This is a genomic window from Microcoleus sp. bin38.metabat.b11b12b14.051 (assembly GCF_013299165.1).
GTDB lineage: Bacteria > Cyanobacteriota > Cyanobacteriia > Cyanobacteriales > Microcoleaceae > Microcoleus.
On the sequence record NZ_JAAFKD010000007.1, the window covers coordinates 27,778 to 47,681 of the forward strand.

The window sequence follows — 19,904 nt, forward strand, 5'->3', positions numbered from 1 at the left end:
TTTACTAGCTCTACACAAAATAACTTAATTATTTCAATTACGAGTAATATTGACGCTTCATGAAAACACTAAAAATCGAGCTATCGCAGTCGCATTTTTTAGAATGTATCGTTAACATCACTTTGATTGGAAGATGCCCAGGTAGAGATGTTGAAGAATGTTTAATATCAGAGTAGTATATCCAATCACCCTTTACATACCAGCCAACACGCTTGCCAAACTGCTTATAATGCTCATTAAATTGCGGATAAGGATAATAGTTTTCTTCGTCAGATTCAGTGCCAACAATGCTTTCCCAAATACACTTTTGCACGCTAAAGCCAAAGCGTCCATTGCTATTATCTTTCCATAGTTTATTTATAATATTGAGGTCTTTACCTGGTAAAATTTCAATATCAGAACCCGATAATAAGTTGAAAATAGACCGGAACTCTCTTTGTTCTTTCCCTAGTATATCTAATATAAGGTTCTCTGTTTCCTCATCAGCTTCTTTCCATTTTCGAGCTTCGAGCAGGCTAGATAACTTATAATACTTTCCAGATGCCACATAAGTGGATTTAGCAGACGAACTATATTGAGAATTAACAGCATATTTAATAACTTCTCTAGCTGCATCAGCTTCATCATTTATTCTAGTGTTGGATGGATTATTTAAAGACTTTCTCCACTTAAATAGTCTTTTTTTGACTTTTGGGTTACTGCGGGCTTCTTCTTCTAAATCTTTAGCTACCTGCACCTCAGCTTTTTCCGCACTATATCCCTGGTTTTTAAGTTGAGTCACAACATCCCGAAACTCTGCGACTACTTCAGATAATTCCTGATTGGTGTTTATGTAACAATCTTGTATTTTTATATAGTCTCCCTGGATATAATTGCCCTGAATAGATTGGTTATAATTGCCACCATTCATGTGAATATTGCGATCGCCAATTTTGCTATTGTCTTCAAAGTGGGCTTCTGATTCTTGGGGATGATTAACAGCTAAAAACCATAAAAATTTACACCCCCCAAAGGCTACACAGCTAACTATAAACCTAGTTATAGTTAAAACGCCCGTGCAAAAAAATAAAATACCGATTAATCCCAGTAATACACTAAAAAAGAAGTAATATCCTTGCTTTTTAATTCTTCGCAGCCTAGATATTGAATTGTTGAATATGTTAAATATTGGTTTTTTTTTACCTGTCATTGTTTGGCTGAATAAGCTGAGCTGAAGAAAACTTTAACTCTTAGGGTGGGCTGGATGCCACCCTATAATAATTTTAATAAACCGGGCTGCCTAGATTAAATGCGCGACAGCTTATGAGTCCTTTAAAACAGAGGAATACCTAACAGCCCCAGCGCTAGCTTAACCACATTTACCGCTGCTTCACCAATCAGACCATTAGCACCAGCATCACTTACATAATGTGCAAAATCGACTAACCAGCTTTTAAATTGAGAATCTTTATTAGCCTGAGATACTAAGTCACTAGCGATTTTCTGCTGAGCATCCTGTGGAGTGTAGCCCTCTGTCTGAAGCTTGATTAATAATTGTTGAATTTTAGCTGCTGCTTGAGATGAATCCCGATCGATATTTATGCAATTACCTTGTATGTAATTGCCTTGGATTGATTCGTTATAATTACCGGAGTTACCCGAACCCATATAAACGTTGTTGCCAGCCATATCTATATTTCCTTAAATTTGATAGCGGTGAATAAAGACTTGAGGAACATTATACTTACTTTTTCAAAGTCTCGCAACCATTATAGTTTTTATTTTTGTAACATCGATCCTTCGGACAGTTTTTGATTTTCCGGCGTAGAATAAGGGTTTCAGGCAGATCGCAAGCTAGTGATTCGATATCCAGTGGCAGCTAAGGAATGAAAATTCAATAAGTTCGGCATTGTCATGCCTAGACAGTCTGCGGGCAAGGATTGAGATGGAAACGTTGCTTAAGTTATTAAATTTTAATTCCTAATGATTGTCAAGCTTGTTTTACTATTTAGTCGCGATCGCCATATAGAGTATGAGATAGTTATCTACCGAGAGACTGCGTAGACTTGGTAAAATCTCGTCTCGTTGTCGTCCCAGGTTCGGAAACAGAGCAATTTTGGCAAATTTTGCATCTAGATTGCTTAAAAAGCGATCGGCTGTATCGAATCCTGATTGACGAGCGATGTAGTCGGCAATTTGCTCGATATCTTGAATTGCGGGCTCGGTGATGCGAAATTTAGGAGTCATGCTTCTGAGGAATTGTACCGGGATCGCAGGTTGGCGCGGATTTTTGCTAGGGCTGTAGCGCCATCTACAACTTCACCTCGTTGAGACGCTTCTTGGCCAATCAGCGCGTCTTTTTGGAGTTCTAGGAGTCGCCCTTGATAAATATCTTCTTGCTGTTCAAGCAGTTGAATACCTGCTAGGATAACTTCGATCGCGCTTTTGTATTTGCCAGTCGTGAGTTGACGCTGCACGAGGGCTTCGACTTCAGGTGACAAAACAATTTGCATGGCATATTAAAGGAGAATTGTTGGTTATATTATAGGCGATTTAATATAACGTAATTTTTACTTTTCAAGGTGATTTTACTATTTGGTTGCGATCGCCTTTTCTGAAGATTGCCTTTGACCGATAACTTCATCAAGTGTAGCAAATAAATTCTAGATACAAGCTAGATCCAGTACGTGCTGAATGGGGAGTCGTGGAGGCGTACAGTATAGAAGTTGCGGAACCGGCACACCGATCGCCCGATCGCCAGCAATTTGTTACCCTAAAAGTAGAATCATCCCTCCCTCAACTGCATCCCATGAACAACGCCTCCCCCTTGATTCAAACCGTCACTCCAGAACGCTGGGCCGGGTTTAGCATGGACTTTATCGGGGCGGGTTACACAGGTTTGTTGGTCAAAAACGGCCGCGCCGTGCGTACCCTGAAATCCGGGCGTCATTTCAGCTTCGCCCTTCCCCTGCTGGAACAGTGTCAAATTGTCCTCGTAGATACGAAACTCCGCAACTTAGACGTGCAGTCCCACGGTGATTTCTTGTCTAAGGATAGATTTTTAATTGATGCGACTTTGACGGTTATTTATCAAGTTATAGATCCGAAACGGGTAGCTTTAGAATTGTCCGATCCGATCGCAGCTTTAGCAAGTGCAGTTAAGGATTGCATGGGATTGGCGATCGGGCAATTTTCCTTACAACAGCTTATCACTCAGGGCCGGCTGTTGCTGCGCCAAAATTTGCTCGATCGCGTCCAAGATTTTTATCCCCTGGGTTTTAATTTAGAAGACGTGCGAATTGGCGATGTCAGCTTCCCGGAAACTAACGGAGTGATTCGCCAAGTTGAGGGAATGAGTGCCCGACAGGAAGCCGAAAATTCGGCCGCCCTGCAAATGAGAATTGCTGAAGCCGGCCGCCCGATCGCACCTCAAGCCCCCATCCAACAGTTAAACTTAATTTCAGGTCATTCTCCCGCGAGTCTTCCAGCTTCCGAAACAGCCGCATCATTCGATCGCGATTTGCAACAACTGACAGAACAACTCGCCCAAAATAGTCTCCCACCTGCGAGAAATTCACCTTCACTTGCACCGACGGTACTCGCTAGCAGCGATCGCAAAAACACTGCATATTTAATCTACAAATTTTCTGGACAGGCGATCGGTTTAACGGCAAATCCTTTTACAATTGGACGCGAACCGACCAACTCTTTAGTATTGCAAGATCCGCAAAGTTCCCGCTACCACGCCCAGATTCGGCGCGCCACTGATGAAGTTGGGAAACAGCGATATCAACTTGTCGATAGCGGCAGTTCCAACGGTACTTTTGTTGGAGGCCAGAGGCTGGCTGCTAACGAACCTTTTTGGTTGGCGAATGGTTGCGAAATTGCGATAGGCGACCAAAAATGGGTGTTTCAAGACGGGTGAACAGTACCCTTTTTTCGATTGAACTTAACGCTCTGTCCAAACTCGGACTACGGGTATTTTATAATACTCAAATTGTTTTTATGTACTTAGGCTGCTTGTAGGGCGATCGGTGGAAATATTTGCTGTTTAAATCGGATGCTCATACCCATACGGAGACACAACAAAGCTGAAACTGATTAAATACAAGGGTTTAAGAAAAGTGACTAGAGAATAAATGTTGGTTTTGACGGACTTTTAATCATAAAAATGTCACTAATTGGGGCGAGTTCCCATATCCTAATTATCAAAAAAACAGGTGTAAAAATATACCAAAAAACTGTTCCTTATAGAACAGTTTTGTTTGTTCAAAATAGTAGCCCCCAACCAAAGTTACAGCGCTCAAAATAGCTCATCTACTAAGTAGATGAGCGGGAAAAAATCTATGTATGTCATGATGTATAGAACCCATTTGACATCTTTGAGTTTTTGGGTTGGGTGACGAGAAATACTCCTAGAAACCCGGTTTATGAGATTTACGCCCGGGGCAAGAAACCGGGTTTCTACGAGTTTTTGGGTTGGGTGACGAGAAATACCGAGATCAACCCGGTTTCTGAGATTTACGCAGAATATATCTCAAATGGGTTCTATATTCTGTGATGTGTCAATGTTGATTTCCGCGTATCTGCTCAGACAGTCGCATCAAACCCCAGAAACCGGATTGAGCCGATAAAATCCAGGGTTGCAGCCTGCTGATTCGGCAAAAAACCCGGTTTCTGAATCCGGGCGATCGCAAGTCTCAACTCTCTCAATTCAACAGTAGCAATTCCAAATACCTGCGAGTAGCATTCTCTTCCCAACCCTAGGGGGGATATCTCCACAAGCGTTTCGAGCGAGAATTTGTCAAGATTGAAAATATAACGAGAGGACAACCCCATGAATTTTTCTATACAATCGGTTTACAACTGGTACCGCGAAACGCTCCGCAACCCCAAGTACCGCTGGTGGATTATTCTGGGAACCGTGGCATATCTGGTAAGCCCGATCGACATTGCACCGGATTTTCTGCCAGTGATCGGACAAATTGACGATGTGGCGATCGCAGTATTGCTGATTTCCGAAGTGTCCCAAATGGCGATCGACCATTTTAAATCCCGTCAAACAGAGACAGCATCAGCCTCGGAACCAACCAGCAGCTATTCGGAAGGTACAGCCCGCACCGTAGATGTAGAAGCCTCTTCAGTGCAATAGATCAGACGGCGGTTGAAACCGCGTCTACACAAACAATGTCCGCCTCCGCGGACTTAAGAGGATGATGTAATTTAACCGCCCAGTCTTCAACCCGCTCCCGTCGGGTTTTTGTTTGTAAGGATGACGTAATTTAACCGCCCAGTCTTCAACCCGTTTGGAGTGGGTGAAAGTTTGTATAAACGCCGTTTCAACCGCCCAGTGTTCTTGGATTCCTACAATTTTTTTTATGACTGTCGATCGATCGAACATGATATGATTTTCATCTTGAGGAATAGGTGTTAACAGTAAATTTTTATTTATGCAGTTTAGCGAAATAGTAGAGAAACTTAACTTAGCCAACAGCCACAGCCTAAAAGCCTCCAGCGCAGCCGATCGAGAAATTACAGGCCCCGCCCCAGTCGATGAAGCCGAATCAGGTACGATAAGTTACATAGAAGGAGCGAAATTTGCCGCTCATACAGCCACTACCAACGCTTCAGCTTTAATTTTACCCTTAGATGAAAGCCTCCAAGCTCAATGCAGCGATCGCAACATTGCTTGGATTTCCGCAGCAGATCCGCGGTTGCTATTTGCTCAAACCATCGCCCTTTTTTACCAACCATTTCGCCCAGCATCCGAAATTCATCCCTCCGCTACCGTTCACCCCTCAGCAGAAATCGGTGAAAATGTCAGCATCGGCCCCCACACAGTTATTCAAGCAAAAGTCAAAATCGGCAATAACGTCTGCATTCATCCAAATGTCGTCATTTACCCAGATGCGGTAATTGGCGAAAATACAGTTTTACACGCTAACTGTGTGATTCACGAACGTACTCGCATCGGGGCAAATTGCGTCATTCACAGCGGTGCGGCGATCGGTTCCGAAGGTTTTGGGTTCGTGCCGACAGCCACAGGATGGGTGAAAATGGAGCAGTCTGGATGCACTGTATTGGAAGAGGGCGTTGAGGTGGGCTGCAACAGCACGATCGACAGGCCAGCAGTCGGAGAAACCCGCATCGGGCAAAATACCAAGATTGACAATTTAGTACACGTAGGTCACGGCTGTCAAATCGGGAAAAATTGCGCTTTTGCAGCCCACGTCGGCTTAGCCGGTGGCGTCCAAATTGGCAACAATGTAATTTTGGCAGGTCAAGTGGGAATAGCCAATCAAGCTAAAATTGGAGATGGGGCGATCGCCACAGCCAAAGCCGGAATTCACAGCGATGTGCCCGCAGGTGCGATCGTGACTGGAGTTCCAGCAATTCCCCACAAACTATTTCTCAAAGCCGCTGCGGTGTACAACCGCTTACCCGAAATGTACCAATCTTTGAGGCAAATTCAGCGCCGGATCGATCGTTAAGTTGACGATTGACAGTTGACGATTGACAGTTGACGATTGACAGTTGACGATTGACAGTTGACAGTTTGCAGTTGACAGGTAACGAATTTTATAGGGAATTCAACTGATGTTTAAAGAATAGATTCGAGGGAATTTCCGCAACGAAGAACTCGAATTGAATAGAGTTGTATTTATTTGCTTTCATTTTTTGAAATCATCTGCGTTCATATGTGTTAATCCGCTTTAAATCTGCGGTTTACATATTAATCCAATATTTTGAGACAATCGCTTAAATGTGGAATAGCCTAAATAACCTGCGACTGCTGTCGCCCTCAATACCAGCAATTGTCAAAGTAATTGTTTTTTTCTCAACTTGGGCTTGTTTGTGGCTACCCATAGCAGTTATGCTGGCGATCGCCCTAAAATGGCATCCGCCCCAACCATTAGGTAACAAAAAACTACCTTTACTCGCTTCCCTATACTTAATTGTCCCCCTAATTTTGTGGGCGACAACTTGGATCGAAGGCGCATCTTTGGCAGATTGGGGTTGGAATTTGCAACCAGCAACTTTGATATCGGCGCTGTTAGGATTAACATTGGGAGTAGTCAGCTTAACTATTTTGTTCGGCGTGCAATTAACCGCTGGTTGGCTGGAATTATCAAACAGCCAAGTTTCAACCGAAACAGGCGAAACAATCATTAATCCTGCGGCTTCAATCCTGAAGCCTTCAACTCTGGTGACATTGTTATTAGCTTTGTGGATTAGCGCCACAGAAGAGTTAATCTTTCGGGGTTGTTTGCAAAATTTACTCCAACAAGATTACTCAATATTAACCGCAAGTGCGATCGCCAGTTTCATTTTTGCGATCGCCCACCTAATTTGGGCCGCCAAAGAAACTCTACCTCAACTACCGGGATTGTGGCTGATGGGCGTGGTTTTAATCTTAGCCCGCATCGCCGACAATGGTAGTCTAGGATTCGCGATCGGACTCCACGCCGGATGGATTTGGGGTATAACTACCGTAGATACAGCTCAAGCAATTAACCCCACAGGCCACATACCCGAATGGATCACAGGAATAGGAACAAAACCCTTAGCCGGTGCAGCCGGAATTCTGTTATTGCTAGCAACAGCAGCCGTAGTTTTGTTAATTAAAAATTAAAACCTAACACCCCAAACCCCTTTAAAAGTATCAATTCTCTTCCCCTCTTCCTCTGCGCCCTCTGCGCCCTCTGCGGTAAAAAAAAAGATTAGATTCAGTCAAGCGAGAACTAGAACAAAAAAAACAGATAAGCTGTTGGGAACTTAAATTTGATGCTAAAAAACAATCAAATAATGAGTGCGTGGGCTCTTGTAGCCCGCCCTAAATATACAATTTAAATGCGCGACAGCGTTAAAAATTCTAGATCAATCCAAAAGCCGATCGATCGTCACAATCGAAATTGGATTCAACGCATCAAAACGAGTCAAAGTGCCCGCAGACACAGAGCGCGATAACTGCACCTGTACAATTCGGTAACTCCAGTGCGGTTCCCGGCGCACCCGATCGCCAATCCAGCTCAAAACAGTAGCAATATCCTCAAAAACATCCAAAGGCAGCACGATTGACCCTCCAGGGAGCAGCCGCAGCGCGCAAACGCCCAAAATTTTAGTCAACCCCCCACCGCTGCCGCCGATCAAAATCCGGTGCGGCGGACGCAAACGGTGCAAGATTTCCGGAGCGGTTCCGTGAATTGAGAACACATTTTGCAACTCAAAACGGCGACAATTGAGTTCGATCGCAGAAGTACCAGAAACCGTTTGTTCGATCGCATATACTTCAGACTGCGGGAATAAACGAGCAATCTCGATCGACACAGAACCATTACCAGCACCCACATCCCAGACAACTTGTTCCGGTTGCAAAGCCAACTGTGCCAGCACCAACACCCGCACTTCCCGTTCCACCGTCAAACCAGGCCTGTCCCCGCAACCAATAAAAGCTGCATCGGGAATACCCAACAAAGGCAACTTTCCCAAATCCAAAGGTGCTGTCGGCGGAAAATCCCGCAGCAGCACCACCACGCTCAGCGGTGCAAAAACCTCTTCCAGCAAAGCTTCCAGAGACCTGCAACCCACTTTCTCCTCTGCCGAACCCAAATTTTCGCAAACCCAAAACTGGTAGCGTGTGGGCAAATCTAGAGCTTTCACCAAACTTCCTATAGTCGCCGGAGTGCGAGTTTCGTCCGCAAGCACCGCAATCTTCTCGACACCCAGCTTGAGTTTTGCCGTCAGTTCCTCAAAAAAACGTCCCTGGGAACCTACAAAATGAGCATCATGCCAGGGGATGTGCAAGCGGTTAAAGGCCAACTGCACGGAGCTTAAATTGGGGTGAAATGTCAATCTATCCGGCGGCAGTTGGGAAATGAGCAACTTTCCCCAGCCGTGGAACAGCGGGTCGCCGGCTACTAAAATTACAATAAGTTGGGGCGAAGGGGTGGATGCCTGCCCAAAAGTGTCTGCATCTGCTTCTAAATTCGCATCTGCGACCAACCAACGCCGAATTTCCAGAATTGCTTCGGTCAAATCTGCCACCGCCCAGCGCTCGCAGGATTGCTGGGGAAAATAGCTCAAATGCCGATCGCTCCCGACGAGCAGAGCGGCCATTTCTACAACCTGCCGCGCCGAGGAGCTCAGCCCAGCAGCTCCATCTAAACCAATACCAACAACGTGTACAGTCACTTTTTAATCAAAAAGTCAAAAACCAGAATTAATGATTTTTCCTGGTTTCTCATGATTTTTTTGCTTGATTTTGTTGCCCAGCTAGAATAATTAAAACATTTTATCGGAAATTTGGGTCTAAAACCCTCTGCATTTAGCACGGCTTTAAGTTAAAATAGAAGTGGTTGAAATTCCCAAGGTGGGCGGTTGTGAAGCGGCTTTGAGTCGGCACCCTTGAACCTGAAAGCTTCAGAAAAGCACAAAAAAGGGTAGCGAAAACCTTGTAAAACAGAGCTAGAGAATCACCGAATTCTCATACCAGAAGATACATAATTTGGTTTCATCAATCAAGTAGGGCGGGGCACGCCCAAACTCTAGGTCGTATCAAGCGTACCATGAGTGGAGATAGACCCAAAGAAGGTTGCTGTAAATCAGGCTCGTCAATTGGTGTTTGTTCACGGTTGAAAGGTTTGAAGATTGCTCGCAAGAGATACGGTGCTTAAAGGTCAGTCGCTGAATTAAGAATCTCCGTCGCCCAGAGCACGGAGAGTGTCAAAGGCAGTATTTTGACGGTTGGCACAGAAAAGAGAGGGAGAGCGGGAGAGGGAGAGGAGGATAGAAGCAGTGGGAAAATCTGCCTTCTTCCCTCTGCCTTCTTCCCTCTTCCTTCTTCCTTCTTCCTTCGTTATCAAAACTCAAAAACAGGCCAATCCGGTTGCCGCACGTAGCTAGTCATGTCGTCAAACTTCCGCAGTTCGGCTCGGTGCACGCACAGATCCTGCGGTGTGTCGAGCCATTGATCGTTTAACTCCGACATCACGGCACAAAAATGACCGCGGTCTAGGTTCGGCCCGGTGTCCCCAAAATAAGCCAGAGTAATGTGTGCCGTAAAATGATATTGCTGTTCAATTCCCAAAGCCATTAGATCGGGATTTTGATAGATCGATCGACGAAACTCCAGAATTTGCTTGTAAGAGTTTTCGTCCGTCGGTGCCAAACACACACCTACAGCTCTAGTCATCACCATCAACCCCAGCACCGTCCAGCGTATGGGAGGGCCGCCCGCCAACGGTTTGCAGGCTGCAAAACCATCTTTCATGCGCTCGCGCAGTTGCCCCTCAAATTCTGGATTTTTCTCAGAGGCATCTCGAAAAGCGCTGCTCCAAATCAAATCAGCCACGGTTAAATGGAAGCTATCAGGAGGCAGTGCTACGAGCGCACCGTCCGCGAATTCCTGCAATAGCCTTTGTTGCACTGAGTTTAAATTACTATAAAGTGCAGTATTTTCTGCATCTTCCCCCGCAGGTGGCGTAATCACCGAATAACCCGGAAAAGGTACAGGATTTCTGTGACCGGCTTCATCAGGCTTAAATTTTGGAGATTCCTGAATGTGTTCCACCTGGGACTTGTAGGAGTCCAGCAGCGTCATTCGCGCCACCCGATTTACGTAAGCTTGATAAGTGTCATCCAATCTTGATTTCCTCGCGGTGAAATACTCCCACACCAAATTTTATATTATGGTGCGGGCTTCCAACAGTCTGATTCAGGATATGTTGGACTTGGCGATCGTACAAATCTATTTTTTTTGGCTCCAGGGCTTGAAATATGCCAATTTACCTGTTTTGGGGAGAAGACGACTTTGCGATCGCGCAATCCGTCACAAGTTTGCGCCAAACAGTTCTCGACCCCAACTGGGCTAGTTTTAACTATGACAAGATTGTTGCCGATCGAGCCGACGCTGTGGTTGAAGGACTCGATCGAGCTTTAACACCACCCTTCGGTACCGGCAGCCGTTTTGTCTGGCTGGCAAATACGACTGTAACCCAGCAGTGCTCTGCGGAACTTTTAGCTCAACTAGAACGGGCGCTGCCGGTGATTCCCTCTACCACCGTATTGCTGCTGACATCCGTCAAAAAACCCGACAGCCGACTTAAATCTACTAAATTACTCGCCAAGTCCGCTGCCGAATTTCGAGAATTTTCACCGATTCCGCCTTGGAATGACAAGGAATTAGCCCAGCGAGTGCGCCAAGTCGCCGCCGAAATGAATGTTAAATTGACCGCTACGGCGATCGAGCTTTTGGCCGAATCCATCGGTAGCGATACCCGCCAGCTATACAGCGAACTCGAAAAATTGCTGTTATTTGCCGGCAGCCGCAGCCAACCTCTCAACCCGGAGGAAGTGGCCGCACTGGTGCACTGTCACGCCCAGAATACCTTCCAGCTAGCCGATGCGATTCGCGAGGGCAATACAGGAGCAGCTTTGGAGTTATTGGCGGGCTTAACTGCCCAGAGCGAGCCTGGTTTGAGGATTGTGGCAGGCTTGACTGGTAAGTTTCGGATTTGGCTGTGGGTGAAGGCAATGATCCAAGCGGGCGATCGCGATGATAAAATTGCCCAAGCTCTAGACCTCGGCAATCCGAAACGAGTATACTATTTTCGCCAAGAAGTCAAGAATGCCAGCTTAGAAAAACTGCAAAAAAGTTTGCCTTTGCTGCTGGAGTTAGAAGCTTCTTTAAAGCGGGGCCGGGAAGAAGTCTCAACCCTGCAAACCAAAGTAATAGAACTTTCTAGCTTGTTTCGCTGATGTCTTCTCCTCGCCCTCCAAGCAGCCAGCAAGTCGATTTTCCATTTTTCGATTTGAGGTGTTCGATCGCGTCGAAGGATTTTAGATTTGACTCCACGGATCAATCTCGGAGCTAGAACAAAAGCCTTGCCCGCTTAGAGAAGAATCTAAAATTTGGGGCGGCGGGCGACTGTGGGAAAGCCAATATCAGGTTTTGGGCTGGATAAATGTAAATTTTTACAACAAATTTCGCTAGCCGGTTGGCGATCGATCCCGGAATGTGGGACAAAGAGTCTTGAACAGATGCTAGAAATAATCTCAGAATGCCACAGTAGAAGTTAATGTGGTAAATAAATATTGTCCGCCGCCGAACGCCGATCGATTAATATTATTTGCCGGCTCTCCACCCCCCCCAAAAAAAAGAGCGCTACCCATGACACAACAGAACCTGCGGGAACTTCTCAAGCAGGGCGATCCACAAGCGATCGCATCTAGCATCAACCGTACACTCAAACCCAAAGGCATCAACGCCGATGTGACGCGCGACAACGGCTGCCTCCACATAACTCTGGAGTCAGGCAAAGTACCGAGTCAAATGGCATTGGTAGATTTCATCCGCAGCGGGATGACGAATTTGGGACTCGAATCAATTCACACTGTCAAGGTTTACGGGCGTCGAACAGGTGACAGCTCGCCTGCGTGGGAAGATGAAATAGATCTGATGCCTGCCGAGCCAATGTCTTACGCCTCGGATAGTGGAATGCCTGACGACTCTGTAGGCTTAGATGATGACGAGCCAGAAGGCCAAGACTATTATCAAGAGGGAGAATTCGATCGAGAAGACGACGAAGAAGACGACGAGGAAGACGACGAGGAAGATATCGCCCCGCCTCCGAAAAAACAATTCCCCAAATGGGCAATACCTGTCGGTATCTTAGTTCCTCTGGGGGCGATCGCAGCGCTTTACTTGACGGGAAATTTACCCTTTGGCGGCGGCTCTAACCCAGAACCTAGCGCCCCCCAAGCTGCTTCCCCCTCGCCCAAAAAAGCCTCATCTCCTGCGTCTAAAGCCACATCTCCATCTCCCAGCCCATCTGGGGAGGCGCCCCAGGCAGCATCTCCTGCGCCAAAATCCCCTCCCACTACTGCTGCTGCGCCCGCCAGCCCGGTTCCCACACCGCCCACAACCACAGCAGCACCGGCATCTCCGGCACCCAAGGCAGCATCTCCTGCACCCAAGGCAGCATCTCCTGCACCCAAAGCCGCCGCGCCTAAGCCTGATTCTTGGAGGGAAGGCGTTAACAACGCTCAGAAGGCAGCAGTTTTGGCTCAAACGGCTCAATCTCAAACTGAGTGGATTGCAGTAGCAAGCGAGTGGCAGAAAGCGGTTGGGCTTATGAGAGCCGTGCCGTCAACTAGCCCCAACCATTCAAAGGCTCAGCAAAAAGCGGCAGAGTATCAGGCAAATCTGATTGTTGCCAACCGCAGGGCGGCGGCAGCACCTTAAGAGTTTTGAATTTTGAGTTTAATACTCTTAAGATTCTAAAAAGTCAAAAGTCAAAAGTCAAAAATCTTATTTTTACTGAAAGCTTTCTTACTTTTGACTTTTTTCAATTTTATTGACTGCTAAACCCATGCGAGGTTTATAACCGAATAGGGTTGACTTAAAAACAATTTGAATTGCAAAAAAAGCCTGTATTGCCTATAAAATCATGTTCTGAACTTCGTCAAAAAGCATATTTGTCAACCGTCTTGGGCTATAAATCTTAATTTATACTGGATCGATAGCTGTCAAAAAAGTGATAATGTCAGTAACAATATTACGCAAAACAGATTGCATTTGAGGCTTTTCTATTCCAAAAGCTGATGCCAAAATGCTGGTAATTAAAATCTCTCAAGGTCGAAGTTATAGGGTCAAAAAATGTAACTGCCCGCTCGTCCTCTCCTGATACTCATATAGCAATTCTCAAAAACATGAGCTATCGATCGGCTTGAGCTCTCAATCCTTGGCCTAAAAGCGAAACCGCTCCGGGCAAATCTAAAATCTAAAATCTAAAATCTAAAATCTCAACCTGTAACTCACCTTTTTGAAAAAGGCTATAAGTCATTCCCACTCCTCAAATCAAAAAATTGAAAATCTTAAATGCTATTTCTTCCGGATTGTGGTCAGTGTGTATTCCGAATGCACAAATCTTGGGATTTGTCAAGCGCTTGTGGGTGAGGGGAAATTAGTATTGGGGCGGTACAAGTCAACCGGGCGCACGGGAGGGGCTGTGCCGTTGGTCTTGGCTGTGGCAGAGTCTGCGTGGTAAACTTGGATGCGATCGCGCCCTGCATCTTTGGCTTGGTACAGCGCTCGATCGGCGGCGGCAATCAGAATCGAGGCTGGGGATTCAGCTCCTGGAACTATACTCGCTACACCCAGACTGACAGTGACATACTGGCTTACCTGAGAACCAGCGTGAGGAAGCTGCAAAGCTGCTATTTTGAGCTGTATGTGTTCGGCTACCAATATGGCGCCGCCAATCGCGGTATTTGGCAAAATCACGGCAAATTCTTCGCCTCCGTAGCGAGCTACTAAATCAGCGGGGCGACTGACTGCATTGCCGATCGCCCCGGCGACTTGCCGCAAACATTCGTCTCCGCCTGGGTGGCCGTAGGTATCGTTGTAACTTTTAAAAGAATCAATATCGCACAGAATCAGGGATAGAGGTGTTTGTTCCCGGGCTTGTCTGCGCCACTCCATTTCTAAATACTGATCGAAGCGACGGCGGTTTGCTAGCTGTGTGAGTTCGTCTAAAGTTGCCAAGCGCTCTAACTTGAGGTTGGCTGCTTGCAACTGCTGGTAGAGTTCTGCTTGCTTGATGGCGATCGCCAACTGGGCCGCCAGATTCGACAGCAACTCGACTTCCAACTGCATCCACTGGCGGGGACTGCACTGGTGGGCCATCAGCAACCCCCACAAGTCCTCTCCTTGCACTAGCGGTACCACCAAATAAGCTCTTACCTCAAATTCTGCCAGCAAGTCAATTTGATCTTGCCGTAAATCGGCGGCCGAGACATCGGCGATCGGTCGGATCGCCCGATGTTGGTAAGCTTCGAGATAAAACTCGTCATAACAGAAATTTTCCAGGGTTTCTCCCAGCATCGGCCGACAGTTGGGTGCTACAGATTCCACTGTCACCGCCCCCGTGGCGGGTGTGGCGCAGAGACTGCCCGTACAGGGGTTGAAGCGGACGATCATCACTCGATCGGCCTGAAGAAACTGGCGTACTTCGTTGACAGTCGTGCTGAGCACTTCGCCCAAATCCAGAGACTGGCGAATGTGCTGAGTAATCGTCGCCATCAGCAGTTCCCGTTCGTTTTGCTGGCGCAGGGCCTCTTCTGCGCGCTTGTACTCCGTAATATCTTGAGCGGTGCCGAAAATTTGTGTGGGTTCTCCTGAGGCTGTGCGGGCGAACACTTGATCGCGACAGCGAAACCAGCGCCATTCGTCCGATCGGTGTTTGAGCCGATAATCCAACTCCAAGATATGCCCGTCCAGGGCCGAGGTAAATTTTTGCAGGTGCGCCGACACCCTTTCTAAATCTTCTGGGTAGACCAAACCCGAGTACAAAGCAGTTTGCATTTGTAAAATTTCTTCGGGAGTGTAGCCCAGCAATTTAGAAGCTTGACCGTTGACGTAGACGTTGCGCTGTTGAGTGAAGTCGTAAATGTAAAGCAAATAAGGCGCTGCATCAGCAATCTGCTGGATGAAATGCTGGCTCTCGCGCAATTCTTCCTCGACCCGCTGGCGGACTTTCACTTCTTCCAAAGCCTGATCGCGCATGGTGCGGTAAGCTTGGATGCGGTGAGTGAGGTCGGTTACGTCTTGTATCACCAACAGCGCGTAAAAAGATTGCAAGTTTGATGCCACAAAGCCGTAAGGCGCAGAACTCTGAGAAGTGGAGGGTTCCGCACGATCAAAACCTTCTGCTTCTGGCACCGTAGCTTTTGGTTCCAACTCTACAGTCGATCGAATCAAGCCGACAATTTCCCATGCAGCAGGGCCGAGTGAAAGTGCAGGGACAGCAGTCACCGTAGTTTGCTGGATGCGCTGCTGACCGTCTTGCCAAGTTGCCGGAATCAGGTGCTTGTGAATTTGAGAAGAAAAAATTGTTGGCGGGCCTCCTGCAAAAATTTGCTGGAAGCGATTGGCGTACTTGAGCTGGCTCAGGTGAGGAAAATGAGTTGTGATCTTGGTTCCCAACATTTGCTCGCGGGGAATTTTCGTCCAGTCTTCGAGACAGGTATTCCAAAACAGCACTACAAAATCATCTCGCAGCAGGCAGGCGCCTACTGGTACGCTGTCTAGAACTCCAAATTTTTCCTCAATAGTTTTGCTCTCCTCGATCATAGACCCCCGGCAAGTTGATTGATCGCAGCCAACAAGGCGTCAAAGGAACTGACATTGAAAATGAGGATGATGTCTCCTTGAATGTGAAGCTTTTCAATAATGAAACGGGTCTGGGCTAATAACACAACTGTATCAGCACTCAAACCGCCAGATGTCAGCAAAGTGGCGATCGTCCCTTCGGTATAATTGGGAATTGAGTAGTTCAGCCGTTGCTGAAGTACGTTGCTGATTGCACCCATGACCCCATTGATTACAATATTTCCCACTTCACTCAGCGTACCAATTTTCACTGAATCTAGGTCGTGAGTTCCGACTTCTTCCCCTGTCAGCATCGTCACCAGCATTGCCGCGCTGTTGGTGGGAAAGACTAGCTGGGCAATACCGCCAAAGGAACCAGTGAATTTGAGCTGGACGGCGGCGATTTGTTCGCCGTTGAGGTGCTGCTCTAATTCTGCTTGTACCTGGGCTGGAGACAGGATTTGGAGGTAGGGGATTTGCAAGCGAATGGGAGATTCGATCATGTCGTTCAAAATCCCTGCTGCCTGACCGATCCCGATGTTGACGAGTTCTTGCAAAGCATCGAGCTGTCGAGCACTTAATTTCATGGGGCGCTCTCCTCGCTGGCACTGAGAGCTTTTTTGATCCACCCGATCAGTTCGTCTGAGTTGGGCATTTTGTGAATGACTGCCAGGGCTCCGAGTTCCATGCACTCGGATTTGGTGGTGGATTGAATGTCTGCCGTTATTACGATGACTGGAATTTTATATCCTCGTGAGCGCATGGCTTGCAGGACTTCCCGACCTTCCATTTCTGGCATCAGCAGATCTAAAAGCATACAGTTTGGGGTTTTAGTCGCCAGCAGTTCCAGAGCTTCCGGGCCGCTCGATGCCTCCCAAGTCTCGTATCCTTCTGCTCGCAGGATTTTGCAGATTACCCTGCGAGTCAACCACGAATCTTCGACAACGAGAATTGATGTCACTACGTTCTCCTCCTTCAATTGTTTAGTACCAACCGGCGCTACAGGTACTGCTTTTATCTTGACAGTAGTTTAAACTTTCGGCACAGCGTGCGATCGATATCTGGCCGAATTCCTGTTCTTAAAAACTAACGCATTAAGGTGTTCGATAGTTTAGTATCTTTGACTAGGAGAAGAAAAAACCCGGTTTCTCAATGAAACCAGGTTTGCGGGCTGTGTATTTCTCGTAACATCGGCGCTCAATTATAGATTACCAAACGCTTCCTGAGGGACTCTACTCGCCCTTTAGCCGTGGCATTCTCTGGATCGCAGGTGAGAGCTTGTTCGTACATTTCCAAGGCTTGAGCTGTTAATTTCTTGCGCTCGTAGGCATGACCCAGATTGTTGAGAGATGTAACGTATTCTGGCTGCAACTTCAAGGCTTCTTTGTACTGGCGGATCGCGATGTCGTACTGTTCTTGGCCGAAGTGTGCAAAACCCAGAGCGTTGTAAATAGCTGCTTTGTCTTCTTCCCCTTCTAAGTCTTTGGCTTTCAATGCTTTTTGAAACAGCACGATCGCCTGGGAGTAAAGCTTCTTATCTACATAGATACTTCCTAGTTCGTAGTATTCCTGTGCTGTTCCTTTTTCAACTGTCAGCTTATTTTCTAAGCGTTCTAGAGACATTTCCAGCTTCCGAGTTTTGAGAATCTGGCGCACCACAAACCAGGAAGTGCTGCCGAGTATCGCCAGCAATACTGACAGGTAAACAATCAGCAAATTACTATCCATGTTTTTTTTATTAGGTTAATCGGTGGAAGGTTTTATTTATTTTAATTCGCTAGCAATAAGCACGATCTGCCTCTGCAACTCTCTTAATAACACGAAAATGGCGATCGCCAACCCCGATCGCACTTTTTGAAAAAGCAAGAATCCAGAAGTAAGAACCAAGAAGGAAATTGGTCTGAACCTCCTAGATTTATCTGGAGTTTTCCTTCTCTGGCCGATCGCTAAATCTTTCCTACTTCTGCTTTCTTCTTTCGGAAAACTATTCAAGCTTTCACGATCCGGCTCGATTGGCCATTTCCACGACTTTACCGAAGGTTGCGGGGTCAATGATTGCCATTTGTGCCAGCATTTTGCGGTTGATTTCGATATTTGCCTTCTTCATGTTACCGATCAATTTGCTGTAGCTCGTGCCGTGCTGGCGCGATGCAGCATTGATCCGAGCAATCCACAGGCGGCGGAAATCGCGTTTGCGTTTTTTGCGATCGCGATAACTGTTACGCAGGGCTTGCATCACCCGTTGGTTAGCTGTGCGGAACTGTTTGGACTGTGCGCCTCGGAAACCCTTGGCTAATTTGAGAATTTTTTTGCGGCGCGCTCTGGCGACATTACCGCGTTTTACCCGTGTCATCTTTAATTTCCGTTAAACTTTACAAGTATGGAAGCATTAACCGCACGTTACCATCATTAGTCTCATCGATGACGACCAGCTTAGAGAGACGGCTTTTGCGAGCTGAACTTTTGTGAGAGAGCAAGTGGCTTTTGTAAGCTTTGCGGCGCACAATTTTACCGCTGCCGGTCGCTCTAAAGCGCTTTGCGGCTGCTTTGCGAGTTTTGAGTTTTGGCATAAACTGGTGTTATTTGGACACAAGCTTCAACTATATCATGTTTTTGCTACTTTCTGCAAGGAAGATTTGCGGGTTGGGAGTTGGGGAGTTGGGTAGAAACCTAGGTGCAGAGAGAATTTAACGATTTTTCGATTCGACGGGCTTGATATTACTTAACACGGCACTAATGATACAACCTACATACAAGATGTAATATTAGCTCTATAATTTGCAGGAGCGATCGGATGAAGATTCATTATCTACAGCACGTTGGTTTTGAAGGGCTAGGCAGAATTGAACCGTGGGCGATCGCTCAAAATCACTCATTGTCAGTCACCAGGTTTTATAATAACGAACCTTTGCCTTCTGTTCAAGAAATTGATTGGCTGATTGTCATGGGCGGGCCGATGAATATTTACGAAGATGACAAGTACCCTTGGCTGACAGCAGAAAAACAGTTTATTGAGCAAGCAATTAAACAGGATAAAACAGTCATTGGCATCTGTCTGGGAGCACAATTAATTGCTGATGTTCTAGGTACAAAAGTTGATCCGGGGCCGCAAAAAGAAATTGGTTGGTTTCCGATTGAAATGACCGATGAAGCTGAGAATTTTGCCGTTTTCAACTCACTACCACAGAAGCTGACCGTTTTTCATTGGCATGGCGATACATTTGACCTACCAAAAGGTGCGATTCGTCTAGCATACAGCGAAGGGTGTCAGAACCAGGCATTTGTTTATAACAAAAAAGTATTAGGTTTACAGTTTCACCTCGAATCAACCAAAGACAGCGTACAGCAAATTATTCAAAACTGTGGAGATGAATTAGTGGAAGGTAAATACATTCATAAACCAGAGGAAATGTTGACAAGAGAGAGTGATTTCGATGCAATCAACAAAGCCATGAACACAATCTTAAATAATCTATCAGCAGAAGTGCAGCCTAATTAGTCATACCAAGCTTGACAAATTTCTGTAATAATATTGGTAGGGTGTGTCGCTATTCATAGTATCAAAAAACAAACAAAAAATCTAACGAGCGACGCACCATCGATAATATTTGAATAAACTTGCCTCAACCTCAATTATGTAACAAATATTTTCTAAATTGGTATTGTGAGCCATCCACGATGGCAAATATAGCGGTTGTCAGAAAGATCTAGTATTGACTAATCAATCCCCCAATCCTAAACTCTAAAATCTAAAATCTCAACTTGCACCTCATCT

At 46.3% G+C, this 19,904-nt stretch carries 22 protein-coding genes; 8 read left to right on the forward strand and 14 right to left on the reverse strand.

Translation table 11 applies throughout. From position 1 onward, the window contains the following. Positions 1-37 precede the first annotated feature (37 nt). From QZW47_RS09790 to QZW47_RS09805, 4 genes are all read right to left on the reverse strand, one after another. Positions 38-1,189 carry a GUN4 domain-containing protein gene (locus QZW47_RS09790; protein ID WP_293126545.1) on the reverse strand — a complete coding sequence of 384 codons (1,152 nt, stop codon included), beginning with the start codon at positions 1,187-1,189 and terminating at the stop codon, positions 38-40. Between the two features lie 122 nt (positions 1,190-1,311). Then, on the reverse strand, positions 1,312-1,668 hold the full coding sequence (locus QZW47_RS09795; RefSeq protein ID WP_293126547.1) for a hypothetical protein: 357 nt from the start codon (positions 1,666-1,668) through the stop codon (positions 1,312-1,314). Between the two features lie 315 nt (positions 1,669-1,983). Beyond that, positions 1,984-2,226, reverse strand: coding sequence for a type II toxin-antitoxin system RelE/ParE family toxin (locus QZW47_RS09800; protein ID WP_293126549.1), 243 nt, complete (start codon positions 2,224-2,226; stop codon positions 1,984-1,986). Then, a complete protein-coding gene (locus QZW47_RS09805; protein WP_293126551.1) occupies positions 2,223-2,492 on the reverse strand; it encodes a type II toxin-antitoxin system ParD family antitoxin in 270 nt (89 codons plus the stop codon). The genes QZW47_RS09800 and QZW47_RS09805 overlap by 4 nt, the downstream gene beginning before the upstream one ends. 191 nt (positions 2,493-2,683) lie before the next feature. Here QZW47_RS09805 and QZW47_RS09810 point away from each other — a divergent pair, with 191 nt between their 5' ends. Together QZW47_RS09810 and QZW47_RS09815 are read left to right on the forward strand one after the other, a co-directional pair. Continuing rightward, on the forward strand, positions 2,684-3,904 hold the full coding sequence (locus QZW47_RS09810) for an SPFH domain-containing protein (RefSeq protein ID WP_293126553.1): 1,221 nt from the start codon (positions 2,684-2,686) through the stop codon (positions 3,902-3,904). Positions 3,905-4,378: 474 nt separating this feature from the next. Continuing rightward, on the forward strand, positions 4,379-4,540 hold the full coding sequence (locus QZW47_RS09815; protein WP_293126555.1) for a hypothetical protein: 162 nt from the start codon (positions 4,379-4,381) through the stop codon (positions 4,538-4,540). A 29-nt stretch (positions 4,541-4,569) separates the two neighbouring features. On the opposite strand, the gene QZW47_RS09820 is transcribed toward QZW47_RS09815, so the two are convergent. Further along, positions 4,570-4,818, reverse strand: coding sequence for a hypothetical protein (locus QZW47_RS09820; protein ID WP_293126557.1), 249 nt, complete (start codon positions 4,816-4,818; stop codon positions 4,570-4,572). On the opposite strand from QZW47_RS09820, the gene QZW47_RS09825 reads away from it, so the two are divergent. The 3 genes from QZW47_RS09825 (at position 4,817) to QZW47_RS09835 (ending at position 7,612) form a co-directional block, all read left to right on the forward strand. Continuing rightward, a complete protein-coding gene (locus QZW47_RS09825; protein ID WP_293126559.1) occupies positions 4,817-5,131 on the forward strand; it encodes a YkvA family protein in 315 nt (104 codons plus the stop codon). The genes QZW47_RS09820 and QZW47_RS09825 overlap by 2 nt on opposite strands. 298 nt (positions 5,132-5,429) lie before the next feature. Next, a complete protein-coding gene (gene lpxD, locus QZW47_RS09830; protein ID WP_293126561.1) occupies positions 5,430-6,470 on the forward strand; it encodes a UDP-3-O-(3-hydroxymyristoyl)glucosamine N-acyltransferase in 1,041 nt (346 codons plus the stop codon). 272 nt (positions 6,471-6,742) lie between these two features. After that, positions 6,743-7,612, forward strand: a complete 870-nt coding sequence (locus QZW47_RS09835) for a CPBP family intramembrane glutamic endopeptidase (protein WP_293126563.1) — start codon at positions 6,743-6,745, stop codon at positions 7,610-7,612. A gap of 245 nt (positions 7,613-7,857) precedes the next feature. On the opposite strand, the gene cbiE is transcribed toward QZW47_RS09835, so the two are convergent. The 3 genes from cbiE to QZW47_RS09850 form a co-directional block, all read right to left on the reverse strand. Further along, positions 7,858-9,171: a precorrin-6y C5,15-methyltransferase (decarboxylating) subunit CbiE gene (cbiE, locus tag QZW47_RS09840; protein ID WP_293126565.1), complete on the reverse strand. Its 1,314-nt coding sequence runs from the start codon at positions 9,169-9,171 to the stop codon at positions 7,858-7,860. Positions 9,172-9,668: 497 nt separating this feature from the next. Then, positions 9,669-9,842 carry a hypothetical protein gene (locus QZW47_RS09845; protein ID WP_293126567.1) on the reverse strand — a complete coding sequence of 58 codons (174 nt, stop codon included), beginning with the start codon at positions 9,840-9,842 and terminating at the stop codon, positions 9,669-9,671. Next, complete coding sequence (locus tag QZW47_RS09850) at positions 9,839-10,579, reverse strand: DUF1868 domain-containing protein (protein ID WP_293126921.1); 741 nt, start codon at positions 10,577-10,579, stop codon at positions 9,839-9,841. The genes QZW47_RS09845 and QZW47_RS09850 overlap by 4 nt, the downstream gene beginning before the upstream one ends. 176 nt (positions 10,580-10,755) lie before the next feature. Here QZW47_RS09850 and holA point away from each other — a divergent pair, with 176 nt between their 5' ends. After that, a complete protein-coding gene (holA, locus tag QZW47_RS09855) occupies positions 10,756-11,736 on the forward strand; it encodes a DNA polymerase III subunit delta (RefSeq protein ID WP_293126569.1) in 981 nt (326 codons plus the stop codon). A 412-nt stretch (positions 11,737-12,148) separates the two neighbouring features. Further along, positions 12,149-13,222: a hypothetical protein gene (locus QZW47_RS09860; protein ID WP_293126571.1), complete on the forward strand. Its 1,074-nt coding sequence runs from the start codon at positions 12,149-12,151 to the stop codon at positions 13,220-13,222. A gap of 696 nt (positions 13,223-13,918) precedes the next feature. Here the strand turns inward: QZW47_RS09860 and QZW47_RS09865 are convergent. From QZW47_RS09865 to rpmI, 6 genes are all read right to left on the reverse strand, one after another. Then, entirely contained in the window at positions 13,919-16,111 is a 2,193-nt protein-coding gene (locus QZW47_RS09865; RefSeq protein WP_293126573.1) for a diguanylate cyclase, read from the reverse strand. Next, a complete protein-coding gene (locus tag QZW47_RS09870; protein WP_293126575.1) occupies positions 16,108-16,716 on the reverse strand; it encodes a chemotaxis protein CheC in 609 nt (202 codons plus the stop codon). The genes QZW47_RS09865 and QZW47_RS09870 overlap by 4 nt, the downstream gene beginning before the upstream one ends. Further along, positions 16,713-17,090, reverse strand: a complete 378-nt coding sequence (locus QZW47_RS09875) for a response regulator (protein WP_293126577.1) — start codon at positions 17,088-17,090, stop codon at positions 16,713-16,715. Before QZW47_RS09875 ends, QZW47_RS09870 begins: the two co-directional genes overlap by 4 nt. Before the next feature lie 236 nt (positions 17,091-17,326). Beyond that, positions 17,327-17,857, reverse strand: coding sequence for a tetratricopeptide repeat protein (locus tag QZW47_RS09880; protein ID WP_293126579.1), 531 nt, complete (start codon positions 17,855-17,857; stop codon positions 17,327-17,329). A gap of 268 nt (positions 17,858-18,125) precedes the next feature. Next, on the reverse strand, positions 18,126-18,482 hold the full coding sequence (rplT, locus tag QZW47_RS09885; RefSeq protein ID WP_293126581.1) for a 50S ribosomal protein L20: 357 nt from the start codon (positions 18,480-18,482) through the stop codon (positions 18,126-18,128). A 19-nt stretch (positions 18,483-18,501) separates the two neighbouring features. Beyond that, complete coding sequence (gene rpmI / locus QZW47_RS09890; protein WP_293126590.1) at positions 18,502-18,699, reverse strand: 50S ribosomal protein L35; 198 nt, start codon at positions 18,697-18,699, stop codon at positions 18,502-18,504. A 224-nt stretch (positions 18,700-18,923) separates the two neighbouring features. Here rpmI and QZW47_RS09895 point away from each other — a divergent pair, with 224 nt between their 5' ends. Continuing rightward, positions 18,924-19,628 carry a type 1 glutamine amidotransferase gene (locus QZW47_RS09895; RefSeq protein WP_293126591.1) on the forward strand — a complete coding sequence of 235 codons (705 nt, stop codon included), beginning with the start codon at positions 18,924-18,926 and terminating at the stop codon, positions 19,626-19,628. The last annotated feature ends 276 nt before the right edge of the window (positions 19,629-19,904 follow it).